Raw genomic sequence first — 14,780 nt, 5'->3', positions numbered from 1 at the left:
TTCTTTTTTCATCCCCACGGCCAGTCTGTGGGGTTTTTATTTCTGTTTTTTGAGAGTTGAGTTTCATGGAATCCCTGACGTTACAACCCATCGCGCGGGTCGATGGCGCCATTAATTTACCTGGCTCCAAAAGTGTTTCAAACCGTGCTTTGCTCCTGGCGGCTTTAGCTTGTGGTAAAACCGTTCTGACGAATCTGCTGGATAGCGATGACGTCCGCCATATGCTCAATGCCCTGAGCGCGTTGGGGATCAATTACACCCTTTCTGCCGATCGCACCCGCTGTGATATCACGGGTAATGGCGGCCCATTACGCGCGTCAGGCGCTCTGGAACTGTTTCTCGGTAATGCCGGAACCGCGATGCGTCCGTTAGCGGCAGCGCTATGTCTAGGGCAAAATGAGATAGTGTTAACCGGCGAACCGCGTATGAAAGAGCGTCCGATAGGCCATCTGGTTGATTCGCTGCGTCAGGGCGGGGCGAATATTGATTACCTGGAGCAGGAAAACTATCCGCCCCTGCGTCTGCGCGGCGGTTTTATCGGCGGCGACATTGAGGTTGATGGTAGCGTTTCCAGCCAGTTCCTGACCGCTCTGCTGATGACGGCGCCGCTGGCGCCTGAAGACACAATTATTCGCGTTAAAGGCGAACTGGTATCAAAACCTTACATCGATATCACGCTAAATTTAATGAAAACCTTTGGCGTGGAGATAGCGAACCACCACTACCAACAATTTGTCGTGAAGGGCGGTCAACAGTATCACTCTCCGGGTCGCTATCTGGTCGAGGGTGATGCCTCGTCAGCGTCCTATTTTCTCGCCGCCGGGGCGATAAAAGGCGGCACGGTAAAAGTGACCGGAATTGGCCGCAAAAGTATGCAGGGCGATATTCGTTTTGCCGATGTGCTGGAGAAAATGGGCGCGACTATTACCTGGGGCGATGATTTTATTGCCTGCACGCGCGGCGAATTGCACGCCATAGATATGGATATGAACCATATTCCGGATGCGGCGATGACGATTGCCACCACGGCGCTGTTTGCGAAAGGAACCACGACGTTGCGCAATATTTATAACTGGCGAGTGAAAGAAACCGATCGCCTGTTCGCGATGGCGACCGAGCTACGTAAAGTAGGCGCTGAAGTCGAAGAAGGGCACGACTATATTCGTATCACGCCGCCGGCGAAGCTCCAACACGCGGATATTGGCACGTACAACGACCACCGTATGGCGATGTGTTTCTCACTGGTCGCACTGTCCGATACGCCAGTCACGATCCTGGACCCTAAATGTACCGCAAAAACGTTCCCTGATTATTTCGAACAACTGGCGCGAATGAGTACGCCTGCCTAATCCTTCTGTTGCGCCAGTCGACAGGCTGGCGCATCAAGGTCCGCATTCGCACTATTTTTACAATTATGACTAATGCTAATTTGTTGATGATTTAACACATTGATTTATGTGTTTTTTATAATAGTTATCAACGGAAGATTAGTATGAAAAATAAATCATTATTACTGGCGGTGGCGATTTCCGCTACGCTACTGGCAGGATGTAAAAATGGCGTGAATGGCAATTTAATCGCCAGTTCCGGCATGTCAGCCTACAAAGCCGCCACACTGTCCGATGCGGATGTTAAGGCATTATCTAATAATGCCTGTAAACAAATGGACAGCGAGAATCAACTGGCAGGTTCGAAAAGCAAATACACCAAACGTCTGAGCAAAATCGCTAAAGCGCTGGGTAACAACATTGACGGTACGCCGGTTAGCTATAAAGTCTATATGACCAGCGATATCAACGCATGGGCGATGGCGAACGGTTGCGTTCGCGTATACTCCGGCCTGATGGATCTGATGACCGATAATGAAATTGAAGGCGTACTGGGCCATGAACTGGGCCATGTCTCTTTAGGGCACTCCCGCAAGGCAATGCAAACCGCCTATGCCACGCTGGCGGCTCGCGATGCGATTTCCGCCACCAGCGGCGTCGCAGCGCAGCTTTCCCAGTCTCAATTGGGCGATCTGGCGGAAGGCGTCATCAATTCGGCGTTTTCTCGCAGTCAGGAGTCGGATGCGGATGACTTCTCTTACGATCTGCTGAAAAAACGCGGGATTAACACCCAGGGCTTAGTCACGGCATTCGATAAATTCGCCACAATGGACGCAGGTCATGCAAAATCATTGATGGACTCCCACCCGGCCTCAGCCGATCGCGCGCAGCATATGCGCGACAGAATTGCCGAAGATAAAAAGTAAATCATTGTCATCTTTCGGGCTGGTTTCTCGCCGGCCCGCTATAATTGCGCAATTATTCCGCATCTGATTACAGACAAAACTGGTTTTTGCACGCAACGTTAACGGTCGCGAGCGTTGGCGCGTATAATGCGCGGCGTTTACGTTAACGGTACGCCTGTTTAAGGAGATAAAGATGACGGCAATTGCCCCGGTAATAACCATTGATGGCCCAAGCGGTGCAGGTAAAGGCACCTTGTGCAAAGCAATGGCGGAAGCATTGCAATGGCATCTGCTGGATTCCGGCGCGATATACCGCGTACTGGCGCTGGCGGCATTGCATCACCATGTCGATCTCGCCTCTGAAGATGCGCTGGTGCCGCTGGCGTCCCATCTGGACGTGCGTTTCGTCTCAACGGACGGCAACCTGGAAGTTATCCTGGAAGGCGAGGACGTTAGCGGCGAAATTCGTACGCAGGAAGTCGCGAACGCGGCATCCCAGGTGGCGGCATTCCCACGCGTGCGTGAAGCGCTTCTTCGCCGCCAACGCGCATTCCGCGAAGCGCCTGGTTTAATCGCCGATGGACGCGATATGGGGACCGTGGTCTTCCCGGATGCGCCGGTAAAAATTTTCCTTGACGCCTCCTCGGAGGAACGTGCGCATCGACGTATGCTACAGTTGCAGGAGAATGGCTTTAGTGTTAACTTTGAACGCCTTTTGGCCGAGATCAAGGAACGCGACGATCGCGATCGTAATCGCGCTGTAGCGCCGTTAGTTCCTGCTGCTGATGCATTAGTTTTGGATTCTACCCGATTAAGCATTGAGCAAGTGATTGAAAAAGCGTTACAATATGCGCGCCAAAAATTGGCTCTCGCTTAAATGCGACCGAATTTGTAGTACCCCCGTTGCAAAGGATTGACAGCGGGTATGTTAAACAACCCCATCCGGCACGGAGCCAGGTGGACGTTAAATATGAAACCTGAAGATTAAACATGACTGAATCTTTTGCTCAACTCTTTGAAGAATCCTTAAAAGAAATCGAAACCCGCCCGGGTTCCATCGTTCGTGGTGTTGTTGTTGCTATCGACAAAGACGTAGTACTGGTTGACGCCGGTCTGAAATCTGAGTCTGCCATTCCGGCTGAGCAGTTCAAAAACGCCCAGGGCGAACTGGAAATCCAGGTTGGTGACGAAGTTGACGTTGCTCTGGATGCAGTAGAAGACGGCTTCGGTGAAACTCTGCTCTCTCGTGAGAAAGCTAAACGTCACGAAGCATGGATCACGCTGGAAAAAGCTTACGAAGATGCTGAAACTGTTACCGGTGTTATCAACGGCAAAGTTAAGGGTGGCTTCACTGTTGAGCTGAACGGTATTCGCGCGTTCCTGCCGGGTTCTCTGGTAGACGTTCGTCCGGTGCGTGACACTCTGCACCTGGAAGGCAAAGAGCTTGAATTCAAAGTAATCAAGCTGGACCAGAAACGTAACAACGTTGTGGTTTCTCGTCGTGCCGTTATCGAATCCGAAAACAGCGCAGAACGCGATCAGCTGCTGGAAAACCTGCAGGAAGGCATGGAAGTTAAAGGTATCGTTAAGAACCTCACTGACTACGGTGCATTCGTTGATCTGGGCGGCGTTGACGGCCTGCTGCACATCACTGATATGGCCTGGAAACGCGTTAAGCATCCGAGCGAAATCGTGAACGTTGGCGACGAAATCAACGTGAAAGTGCTGAAATTCGACCGCGAGCGTACCCGTGTATCCCTGGGCCTGAAACAGCTGGGCGAAGATCCGTGGGTTGCTATCGCTAAACGTTATCCGGAAGGTACCAAACTGACCGGTCGCGTGACCAACCTGACCGACTACGGCTGCTTCGTTGAAATCGAAGAAGGCGTTGAAGGCCTGGTTCACGTTTCCGAAATGGACTGGACCAACAAAAACATCCACCCGTCCAAAGTGGTTAACGTTGGTGACGTAGTGGAAGTGATGGTTCTGGATATCGACGAAGAACGTCGTCGTATCTCCTTAGGGTTGAAGCAGTGCAAATCTAACCCGTGGCAGCAGTTCGCAGAAACCCACAACAAGGGCGACCGCGTTGAAGGTAAAATCAAGTCTATCACTGACTTCGGTATCTTCATCGGCCTGGACGGCGGCATCGACGGCCTGGTTCACCTGTCTGACATCTCCTGGAACGTTGCAGGCGAAGAAGCAGTTCGTGAATACAAAAAAGGCGACGAAATCGCTGCAGTTGTTCTGCAGGTTGACGCAGAACGTGAACGTATCTCCTTGGGCGTTAAACAGCTCGCCGAAGATCCGTTCAACAACTGGGTTGCTCTGAACAAGAAAGGCGCTATCGTAACCGGTAAAGTCACTGCAGTTGACGCTAAAGGCGCAACCGTAGAACTGGCTGACGGCGTTGAAGGTTACCTGCGTGCTTCTGAAGCATCCCGTGACCGCGTTGAAGATGCGACTCTGGTTCTGAGCGTTGGCGACGACGTTGAAGCTAAATTCACCGGCGTTGATCGTAAAAACCGCGCAATCAGCCTGTCTGTTCGTGCGAAAGACGAAGCTGACGAGAAAGATGCCATCGCAACTGTTAACAAACAGGAAGATGCAAACTTCTCTAACAACGCAATGGCTGAAGCATTCAAAGCAGCTAAAGGCGAGTAATCCTCTGAAACTTCGGGCCTTTTAGTCCGAAGTATAACGAGATTACTTGACAGATTGCAGGTTTCGGCCTGTAATCAAGCACTAAGGGCGGCTACGGCCGCCCTTAATCAATCTCACGGCTGCAGCCAATTTGCCTTTAAGGAACCGGAGGAATCATGACCAAGTCAGAATTGATTGAAAGACTTGCAACCCAGCAATCTCACATTCCCGCTAAGGCGGTTGAAGACGCGGTAAAAGAGATGCTGGAGCATATGGCCTCGACTCTTGCGCAGGGCGAGCGTATTGAAATCCGCGGTTTCGGCAGTTTTTCTTTGCATTACCGCGCGCCTCGTACCGGACGTAACCCCAAGACCGGCGATAAAGTGGAACTGGAAGGAAAATACGTTCCTCACTTTAAACCGGGTAAAGAACTGCGCGATCGCGCCAATATTTACGGTTAAGTTTTAACGCAAAACTTGAACCCGAAAAAAGCACCGTCAGGGTGCTTTTTTCATTTATACGCCGTCAGGCGCAAACGCTATTCGACCGAAAACTGGAAAACGTTTCGCATTTTTTGCTGCGTCTTACATTTATCAGGTAAAAAACCTGGAATCCGCGCCGTATAGCACAAAATCCCCTCCAGACAATGGCGTCCTGAACCTGCACACTTTCCCGCACAGGGAGGTGTCTATGAAGATAACGACGGTCAGCGTATGCGTAGTATGCGGCATACTTCCGCTCATGATATTGCCAGTATTACCTGATACGCGGATTCTCGCGGTGCTGTTTTGTCTGGCATGTTTGCTTTGCCTCATACCCCATCACTATGCGCGCTACGCGGCATTAACCTTGCTCTTTTTCATGTGGGGGATATTTGCCGCCAGGCAGGCCATCTGGGCGGGAAACGTCCTGCCCGCCGCGACGCAGGAGGCGACAGTCGTCATTACTGCCACCGATCATATGACCACTCATTATGGGCGAATCACCCATTTGCGCGGAAAGCCGCTCTTTCCTGCTGTAGGGATTGTCCTGCATGGCCAGTACTTACCCACGGAAGTGTGTGCCGGACAACAGTGGGCGATGACGCTGAAGGTCAGAGCGGTACACGGACAGCTTAACGAAGGCGCTTTTGATAGCCAACGTTACGCGCTGGCGCAGCATCAACCGTTGACCGGGCGTTTTCTACAGGCTAAAGCGATTAACCCTGAGTGTAGCTTGCGTGCGCGCTATCTTGCTTCGCTTCGCGCTACGCTTGCGCCTTATCCGTGGCAGCAGGTTATTCTGGCGTTGGGAATGGGGGAGCGGGGAGCGGTGTCGCAGGAGGTGAAGGCCGTTATGCGCGATACGGGGACGGCCCATTTGATGGCGATTTCCGGCCTGCATATCGCTTTTGCCGCGTTATTGGCTGCCGGATTAATCCGTGGCGGACAATTCTTTTTGCCGGTCAGATGGATTCGTTGGCAGACGCCATTGCTGGGCGGCATTCTTTGCGCGATATGTTATGCCTGGCTTACCGGCTTACAACCGCCTGCGCTGCGCACGGTGGCGGCACTGAGCGTCTGGGGAGGATTAAAATTAAGCGGACGACAGTGGAGCGGCTGGCAAGTCTGGTGCTGCTGTCTGGCCGCGATTATTTTCGCCGATCCTGTGGCGGTTATATCACAAAGTCTTTGGCTGTCAGCATTTGCGGTTGCCGGCCTGTTATTCTGGTATCAGTGGTTTCCTGCGCCAAACGGAAATTTTCCACGGGGCTTACGCTGGTTGCTTAACCTGCTTCACCTACAGGCAGGCATTACACTTCTGCTTTTGCCTCTCCAGGTGGCGCTTTTTCATGGCATAAGCGTTACCGCAATGCTGGCGAATCTTTTTGCCGTACCCTGGGTCACATTTGTGACGGTTCCGCTCATCCTGGCGGGAATGATTCTGCATTTAACCGGGCCGTTTTTTCTTGAAGAGTGGGTATGGTACCTGACCGATCGCGCGTTAGCCGCGCTATTTTACCTGTTGAATGCTTTACCGCAGGGCTGGGTGAATATTGATAACCGTTGGCAGTGGCTGACGCTTTTACCCTGGCTAACGCTTATCGCGTGGCGATTAAACGTCTGGCGTACTTGGCCGGCGGTCTGTTTATGCGGGTTATTGTTGATGAGCTGGCCACTCTGGCGGCCGATAAACGCCAGCGGATGGCAGGTGCATATGCTGGATGTCGGTCAGGGGCTGGCGATAGCGATCGTCAGGGGCGATAAAGTAATACTCTACGATACCGGTCGGGCATGGCCGGAGGGCGACAGCGGGCAACAGGTTATTATTCCCTGGTTGCGCTGGCATAATCTGACGCCGGAGGGCGTTATTTTGAGTCATGAGCATCTGGATCATCGGGGCGGGCTGCGTTCGCTACAGCAGGTCTGGCCGTCAATGTGGATTCGCAGCCCGTTAGGCTGGCAGGGACATTTGCCCTGTTTTCGCGGCGAGCAGTGGCAATGGCAGGGGCTAACGTTTCAGGCGCACTGGCCGTTACGCGAAAGTGCCGATCGAGGAAATAACCGTTCTTGTGTGGTCAAAGTGGATGACGGTGTACATAGCATCCTGCTCACGGGCGATATCGAAGCGGGCGCTGAACAAAAAATGCTAAGTCGTTACTGGCGACATCTTGCGGCGACGTTTATCCAGGTGCCGCATCATGGTAGTAATACGTCGTCGTCGCTACCATTTATTCAGCGCGTACATGGTGAAGCGGCGCTGGCGTCCGCATCGCGCTATAACGCATGGCGGCTGCCGTCCCGCAAGGTAAAACAGCGCTACCGACAGCAGGCGTATCAGTGGTTTGATACACCCCACCAGGGGCAAATTTCGCTGCTGTTTTCTCCGCAGGGCTGGCGCATACAAGGCTTACGGGATCAAATTTTACCTCGCTGGTATCATCAGTGGTTTGGCGTGTCCGAGGATAACGGGTAGAATATGCGGCTATTTCAACAAATGCTGGTTTTTTGAATGCATAACGATAAAGATCTCTCTACGTGGCAGACCTTCCGCCGACTGTGGCCAACCATAGCGCCTTTTAAAGCAGGTCTGATCGTGGCGGGCATAGCGTTAATTCTCAACGCAGCCAGCGATACCTTCATGCTATCGCTCCTCAAGCCATTACTGGATGATGGTTTCGGTAAAACGGATCGCTCAGTGTTGCTGTGGATGCCGCTGGTGGTTATTGGGCTGATGATATTACGAGGCATCACTAGCTATATCTCCAGCTACTGTATTTCATGGGTGTCAGGCAAGGTGGTAATGACCATGCGCCGTCGCCTGTTTGGCCATATGATGGGAATGCCCGTCGCCTTCTTTGATAAACAGTCTACCGGTACGCTGCTGTCGCGTATTACTTACGATTCAGAACAGGTTGCCTCTTCTTCATCTGGCGCGCTGATTACCGTGGTGCGTGAAGGGGCATCGATCATCGGATTGTTTATCATGATGTTCTATTACAGCTGGCAGCTGTCAATCATCCTGGTTGTTTTAGCGCCGATTGTGTCGATTGCGATTCGCGTTGTCTCAAAGCGGTTCCGCAGCATCAGTAAAAATATGCAGAACACGATGGGACAAGTGACTACCAGCGCTGAACAAATGCTGAAAGGACACAAAGAGGTACTGATTTTTGGCGGTCAGGAAGTCGAAACTAAACGCTTTGATAAAGTCAGCAATAAGATGCGACTGCAAGGCATGAAAATGGTCTCTGCCTCGTCAATTTCCGATCCTATCATTCAGCTCATTGCCTCGCTGGCGCTGGCGTTTGTCCTCTATGCTGCGAGCTTCCCAAGCGTAATGGATAGCCTGACGGCAGGGACCATCACCGTGGTGTTCTCCTCCATGATCGCGCTGATGCGTCCATTAAAATCACTGACAAACGTTAACGCGCAGTTCCAGCGTGGGATGGCGGCTTGTCAAACGTTGTTTGCGATTCTGGATAGCGAACAGGAGAAAGATGAAGGTAAACGTGTCATTGACCGCGCGACCGGCGATCTCGAATTCCGCAATGTGACGTTTACTTACCCGGGCCGTGAAGTGCCGGCATTGCGTAACATCAATTTGAAAATTCCTGCCGGGAAAACCGTGGCGCTGGTGGGGCGTTCCGGATCGGGTAAATCAACTATCGCCAGTCTGATCACCCGTTTCTACGATATTGATGAAGGGCACATCCTGATGGATGGTCACGATCTACGCGAATACACTCTGGCCTCTCTACGTAATCAGGTGGCGCTAGTTTCGCAAAACGTGCATCTGTTTAACGACACGGTCGCCAATAACATTGCTTATGCCCGGACGGAAGAATATAGCCGCGAGCAGATTGAAGAGGCGGCGCGCATGGCCTATGCCATGGACTTTATCAATAAGATGGATAATGGCCTGGATACCATCATCGGCGAAAACGGCGTACTGCTTTCCGGCGGTCAACGCCAGCGTATCGCGATTGCCCGCGCCTTACTGCGCGACAGCCCGATTCTGATCCTTGATGAAGCTACGTCTGCGCTGGATACCGAGTCTGAACGTGCGATTCAGGCAGCGTTGGATGAGCTGCAGAAAAACCGTACCTCTCTGGTGATTGCGCACCGTCTCTCCACCATCGAACAGGCGGATGAGATCGTTGTAGTCGAAGACGGTATTATCGTTGAGCGCGGCACTCATAGCGAGCTGCTGGCGCAACACGGCGTTTACGCCCAGCTACATAAGATGCAATTTGGCCAATGATTGCGCGTATCTGGTCGGGTGAATCCCCGCTATGGCGGTTACTGTTGCCGCTCTCCTGGCTGTATGGCCTGGTGAGCGGGGCGATTCGTCTGAGCTATAAGCTTGGTTTTAAACGCGCCTGGCGAGCGCCGGTACCGGTGGTTGTGGTAGGGAATCTTACGGCTGGCGGTAACGGTAAAACCCCGGTAGTCATTTGGCTGGTGGAAAAGCTGCAACAGCGTGGCGTGCGCGTGGGGGTCGTTTCCCGCGGCTACGGCGGCAAAGCTGCCGCTTATCCGCTGCTCCTGACGCCAGAGACGACAACCGCAGAAGCGGGAGATGAACCGGTATTGATTTATCAACGGACCGGCGCGCCTGTCGCGGTGGCGCCTGAACGCGCCGCGGCGGTGAAAGCGATTCTGGCGGCGCATAATGTGCAGATTATTATCACCGACGATGGGTTGCAGCATTACCGACTCGCGCGAGATATTGAAATTGTGGTGATTGACGGGGTGCGCCGTTTTGGCAACGGCTGGTGGCTTCCTGCCGGTCCTATGCGCGAACGCGCCAGTCGCCTGAAAACCGTAGACGCCGCTATCGTGAATGGCGGCGTCGCCCGGGCGGGCGAAATCCCCATGCAGCTAGCGCCTGGACTGGCGGTGAACTTACGCACGGGAGCGCGTTGCGATGTGGCGCAACTGAGCAATATTGTAGCGATGGCGGGCATCGGTCATCCGCCGCGCTTTTTCGCCACGCTGGAAGCCTGTGGCGCGCATCCGCAAAAGTGCGTCCCGCTGGCCGATCATCAAACGCTCGCCCCTGCTGACGTTCAGGCGTTGGTCGGTGAAGGGCAGACCCTGGTAATGACGGAAAAAGACGCGGTGAAATGCCGTGCTTTTGCCGAAGATAACTGGTGGTTCTTACCGGTTGATGCGCGTTTGTCCGGTGAGCAGCCTGATAAGTTGCTTCAACATATCACCTCGCTGGTTCGCTAGCGTCCCCCAATGCAGCGGCAGTGATGAATTTATGGAGTCATGAATGTCATTGCCGTACCTTTCTCTTTCCCAGGCCCGGTGTCTTCACCTTGCTGCGCAGGGGCTATTGAAAAAGCCGCGCCGTAACGCGCTGCCTGGCGATGTTCTTGCCGCCATCTCACGCATGGCGTTGCTGCAAATTGATACCATCAATGTTGTCGCACGTAGCCCCTATCTGGTGCTGTTTAGCCGTCTCGGTTCGTACCCGCAGGCCTGGCTGGATGAGGCGCTGCGACGCGGCGAGTTAATGGAATACTGGGCGCATGAGGCCTGTTTCTTACCACGCCGCGACTTTAAACTTATCCGCCATCGTATGCTGTCGCCGGAAAAGATGGGCTGGAAATATCGCGCGGCATGGATGCATGAGCACGCGGAAGAAATAGAACAGCTAGTGCGGCATATTCAGGAGCACGGTCCGGTGCGTTCTGCCGATTTTGAACATGCGCGGAAAGGCGTCAGCGGCTGGTGGGAATGGAAACCACATAAACGCCACCTTGAGGGTTTATTTACCGCCGGAAAAGTCATGGTTGTTGAGCGGCGTAATTTTCAACGTGTATATGATTTAACGCCCCGTGTGATGCCGCACTGGGATGATGAACGCGATGGACTGTCACAGTCGCAGGCGGAAAACCTGATGCTGGATAATAGCGCGCGCAGTCTGGGGATTTTCCGTGAACAGTGGCTGGCGGATTACTACCGCCTGAAACGTCCTGACCTGAAGGGATGGCGGGAGAGCCGGGCGGAACAGCAGCAGATTATTCCGGTCGAGGTGGAAACGTTGGGGCGGATGTGGCTTCATGCCGATCTTCTTTCGCAGCTGGAACCGGCGCTGAATAACGCCTTAAAGGCGACCCATAGCGCAGTACTGTCGCCTTTCGATCCTGTGGTATGGGATCGCAAGCGGGCAGCGCAGCTTTTCGGATTTAACTATCGGCTGGAATGTTATACGCCTGCGGCGAAGCGCCAGTACGGTTATTTTGTGCTGCCGCTATTATACCAGGGCCGTTTAGTCGGGCGAATGGATGCCAAAATGCACCGTAAAACGGGGGTGCTTGAGGTTATCTCGCTGTATCTGGAGGACGATATTCGCCCTGGCGTTAGTCTGCAAAAAGGAATCTGGCAGGCGATTAGCGCGTTTGCTGCCTGGCAACGGGCATCGCGCGTGACGCTGGGACAATGTCCGCCAGGCCTGTTTAGCGCCATGCGTCATGGCTGGGAAATAGACCCTGCACCCTAACCGATTATGTTAATATTGAAGGATTCACAATCCGGTCCATCTGGAGGAACTATGGATCATCGTCTGCTTGAAATCATCGCCTGCCCGGTATGTAACGGCAAACTCTGGTATAACCAGGAACAGCAAGAATTAATTTGCAAACTGGACAATCTCGCTTTCCCGTTACGCGACGGCATTCCTGTATTGCTGGAAAATGAAGCTCGCGCCCTGACATCTGATGAGAGTAAATCATGAGTTTCGTCGTCATCATTCCGGCCCGTTTTTCATCTACCCGACTGCCAGGCAAACCATTAGTGGATATTAATGGTAAGCCCATGATTGTTCATGTCCTGGAGCGGGCGCGCGAATCTGGCGCGGAACGCATTATTGTCGCCACCGATCATGAAGACGTGGCTCGTGCGGTAGAAGCGGCTGGCGGCGAAGTGTGCATGACGCGCGCCGATCACCAGTCCGGCACCGAACGGTTGGCGGAAGTGGTAGAGAAGTGCGGATTCAGCGACGATACCGTTATTGTGAACGTTCAGGGCGATGAGCCGATGATCCCGGCGGTTATTATTCGCCAGGTCGCGGAAAATCTGGCACAGCGCCAGGTTGGCATGGCGACGCTGGCGGTGCCGATTCACAGCGCCGAAGAAGCGTTTAACCCGAATGCGGTAAAAGTCGTGCTGGATGCTGAAGGCTATGCGCTTTACTTTTCCCGGGCGACGATTCCCTGGGATCGCGACCGCTTTGCAAAAAGTCTGGAAACGGTAGGGGATACTTGCCTTCGTCACCTGGGCATTTATGGCTATCGCGCGGGGTTTATCCGCCGTTACGTGAGCTGGCAACCCAGCCCGCTTGAACATATTGAAATGCTGGAGCAACTCCGTGTGCTGTGGTACGGCGAAAAAATTCATGTCGCCGTCGCCAAAGCGGTGCCCGGTACGGGCGTAGACACCGCCGACGACCTGGAGCGCGTACGCGCTGAAATGCGTTAACATGATCCTGTTCATGATCGTCTTAGACGGTCATGAACAGCGCGGTATGGTAGCGCAAAGATGAATACTCACGTCTGCTCACTAGTGGCAGCTTTCTCGTACCGTTACGATTTTCCTCATTTTTCTTTTCTTCCCTTGATCTGATACGGGTGACATCTGTCCATACGACGCTCATTATTAAAGCAGTAGCACTAATGGGGGTAATCTGGAATGGAACAGTTGCGGGCCGAACTCAGTCATTTGTTGGGTGAAAAACTTAGCCGTATAGAGTGCGTGAATGAGAAAGCGGATTCCGCATTGTGGTCATTATATGACAGCCAGGGCATTCCGATGCCGCTGATGGCGCGAAGTTTTACCACTCCCGGCGTTGCGCAGCAACTGGCATGGAAAACCTCAATGCTGGCGCGTAGCGGTACGGTGAGGATGCCGGTAATCTATGGCGTATTGACGCATGAAGAGCATCCTGGTCCGGATGTGCTGCTACTGGAACGACTGCGCGGTGTGCCGGTCGAGGCGCCGGCGCGCACTCCGGAACGCTGGGAACAGCTAAAAGATCAGATTGTCGAAGGGCTGTTAGCCTGGCATCGGCAGGATAGCCGCGGTTGCGTTGGCGCCGTAGACCATACTCAGGAGAATATCTGGCCTTCCTGGTATCGTCAGCGGGTGGAGGTGCTGTGGACGACGCTAAATCAGTTCAGCAATACCGGTCTGACGATGCAGGACAGACGCATTCTGTTTCGTACCAGAGAATGTCTTCCTTCGTTATTTGAAGGGTTTAACGACAACTGCGTACTGGTGCATGGCAACTTCTGCCTGCGCAGTATGCTTAAAGACGCCCGTAGCGATCAGCTTCTGGCAATGGTCGGCCCCGGGCTGATGCTGTGGGCGCCGAGAGAGTTCGAACTGTTTCGCCTGATGGATAATCCATTGGCGGAGGGATTGCTTTGGCATTATCTGCAACGCGCGCCAGTGGCGGAGTCCTTCATCTGGCGGCGTTGGCTCTATGTGCTGTGGGACGAGGTTGCGCAATTGGTCAATACCGGACGTTTTAACCGTACTAATTTTGATCTGGCGGCGAAATCATTACTCCCCTGGCTTGCCTGATATGCCTTTCAGCCATTGCCAAAGTCGCCCTAATGTTTCATACCCAGCGCGATCGCTGTGCATCAGCCAGACCGGGGACGGAATTGCCCGCTCCCAGGGATTGAGCGGCGAATCGATCGCCAACTGATTCGCCGGCGCGGGAAGCGGATTCAGCCCGGCATGCTGAAAGAAAATCATCGCGCGCGGCAAATGCGAGGCGGAGGTTACCAGCAGGAAAGGCGCGTCGCCGATGGCCTGCTTAACGGCGGCGGCTTCTTCTTCCGTATCTTTTGGCTTATCCAGCGTAATAATATCGCTACGCGGTACGCCCAGCGACTGCGCCACCCGTGCACCGACTTCCGCCGTGCTTACCGTATTGGTTTTTGCTACGCCGCCGGTAAAAATCAGCTTTGCTCCCGGATTCGCGCGCCACAGCCGAATGCCTTCCGCCAGCCGCGGCAAGCTGTTGTTAATTAAATTAGAGCTCGGCGCCCACTGCGGGTTCCAGGTATAGCCGCCGCCGAGAACCACAATATATTCCACCTTTTGCGGACCCTGCCAGGTAGGGTAGCGGTTTTCTATCGGACGCAGCAAATGGTCAGAGACGGGTTGCAGGCTTAATAGCAATAGCGCCAGCCAACCTACGCTGATAAATACTTTTCCGGTTTTCTGAAAGCGGCTAAACCAGAGCAGCGCCAGGCCGACGCCAATCATCAGCAACATCAGCGGAAGCGGCAATAACATACCGCCAATCACTTTCTTTAGCGTAAAAAGCATCCTTTTTGGTTCCTTTTTTAACCATATAGCGGAGGATTAACGCTGATATTACACCAGACAGGTTCATTCTGGCCGCG

Annotated in this window: 13 protein-coding genes; 12 read left to right on the top strand and 1 reads right to left on the bottom strand. The window is 53.4% G+C overall.

Annotated features, from left to right (window positions below):
• Window positions 1-65 precede the first annotated feature (65 nt).
• The 12 genes from aroA (at window position 66) to K8W53_RS14320 (ending at window position 13,947) form a co-directional block, all read left to right on the top strand.
• Window positions 66-1,349: a 3-phosphoshikimate 1-carboxyvinyltransferase gene (aroA, locus tag K8W53_RS14375; RefSeq protein ID WP_023203924.1), complete on the top strand. Its 1,284-nt coding sequence runs from the start codon at window positions 66-68 to the stop codon at window positions 1,347-1,349.
• 143 nt (window positions 1,350-1,492) lie between these two features.
• The gene (locus tag K8W53_RS14370; protein ID WP_000792301.1) at window positions 1,493-2,254 is read left to right on the top strand and encodes a M48 family metallopeptidase; all 762 of its coding nucleotides are present in this window, start codon (window positions 1,493-1,495) and stop codon (window positions 2,252-2,254) included.
• Window positions 2,255-2,426: 172 nt separating this feature from the next.
• Complete coding sequence (cmk, locus tag K8W53_RS14365) at window positions 2,427-3,110, top strand: (d)CMP kinase (RefSeq protein ID WP_000125007.1); 684 nt, start codon at window positions 2,427-2,429, stop codon at window positions 3,108-3,110.
• 113 nt (window positions 3,111-3,223) lie between these two features.
• Window positions 3,224-4,897 carry a 30S ribosomal protein S1 gene (gene rpsA, locus K8W53_RS14360; RefSeq protein ID WP_000140324.1) on the top strand — a complete coding sequence of 558 codons (1,674 nt, stop codon included), beginning with the start codon at window positions 3,224-3,226 and terminating at the stop codon, window positions 4,895-4,897.
• 155 nt (window positions 4,898-5,052) lie between these two features.
• Window positions 5,053-5,337 carry an integration host factor subunit beta gene (ihfB, locus tag K8W53_RS14355; RefSeq protein ID WP_000167332.1) on the top strand — a complete coding sequence of 95 codons (285 nt, stop codon included), beginning with the start codon at window positions 5,053-5,055 and terminating at the stop codon, window positions 5,335-5,337.
• A gap of 229 nt (window positions 5,338-5,566) precedes the next feature.
• Window positions 5,567-7,831 (top strand): ComEC family protein, encoded by a 2,265-nt coding sequence (locus tag K8W53_RS14350; protein WP_023223969.1) that lies wholly within the window; start codon window positions 5,567-5,569, stop codon window positions 7,829-7,831.
• A 36-nt stretch (window positions 7,832-7,867) separates the two neighbouring features.
• Window positions 7,868-9,616 (top strand): lipid A ABC transporter ATP-binding protein/permease MsbA, encoded by a 1,749-nt coding sequence (msbA, locus tag K8W53_RS14345; RefSeq protein ID WP_000551246.1) that lies wholly within the window; start codon window positions 7,868-7,870, stop codon window positions 9,614-9,616.
• Window positions 9,613-10,590, top strand: coding sequence for a tetraacyldisaccharide 4'-kinase (gene lpxK / locus K8W53_RS14340; protein ID WP_000561681.1), 978 nt, complete (start codon window positions 9,613-9,615; stop codon window positions 10,588-10,590). The genes msbA and lpxK overlap by 4 nt, the downstream gene beginning before the upstream one ends.
• Window positions 10,591-10,633: 43 nt before the next feature.
• Window positions 10,634-11,866, top strand: coding sequence for a winged helix-turn-helix domain-containing protein (locus K8W53_RS14335; protein ID WP_023223970.1), 1,233 nt, complete (start codon window positions 10,634-10,636; stop codon window positions 11,864-11,866).
• Window positions 11,867-11,917: 51 nt separating this feature from the next.
• Window positions 11,918-12,100, top strand: a complete 183-nt coding sequence (gene ycaR / locus K8W53_RS14330) for a protein YcaR (protein ID WP_000350061.1) — start codon at window positions 11,918-11,920, stop codon at window positions 12,098-12,100.
• Window positions 12,097-12,843: a 3-deoxy-manno-octulosonate cytidylyltransferase gene (gene kdsB / locus K8W53_RS14325; RefSeq protein WP_000011576.1), complete on the top strand. Its 747-nt coding sequence runs from the start codon at window positions 12,097-12,099 to the stop codon at window positions 12,841-12,843. The genes ycaR and kdsB overlap by 4 nt, the downstream gene beginning before the upstream one ends.
• Before the next feature lie 210 nt (window positions 12,844-13,053).
• Window positions 13,054-13,947, top strand: a complete 894-nt coding sequence (locus K8W53_RS14320; protein WP_000436889.1) for a YcbJ family phosphotransferase — start codon at window positions 13,054-13,056, stop codon at window positions 13,945-13,947.
• On the opposite strand, the gene elyC is transcribed toward K8W53_RS14320, so the two are convergent.
• Window positions 13,927-14,703, bottom strand: a complete 777-nt coding sequence (gene elyC, locus K8W53_RS14315; protein ID WP_000899562.1) for an envelope biogenesis factor ElyC — start codon at window positions 14,701-14,703, stop codon at window positions 13,927-13,929. The two genes, K8W53_RS14320 and elyC, sit on opposite strands and share 21 nt — an antisense overlap.
• Between the last annotated feature and the right edge of the window lie 77 nt (window positions 14,704-14,780).

The organism is Salmonella sp. A29-2 (assembly GCF_020150755.1).
Taxonomy (GTDB): domain Bacteria; phylum Pseudomonadota; class Gammaproteobacteria; order Enterobacterales; family Enterobacteriaceae; genus Salmonella; species Salmonella enterica.
This window is presented reverse-complemented; position numbering and strand designations above follow the sequence as displayed.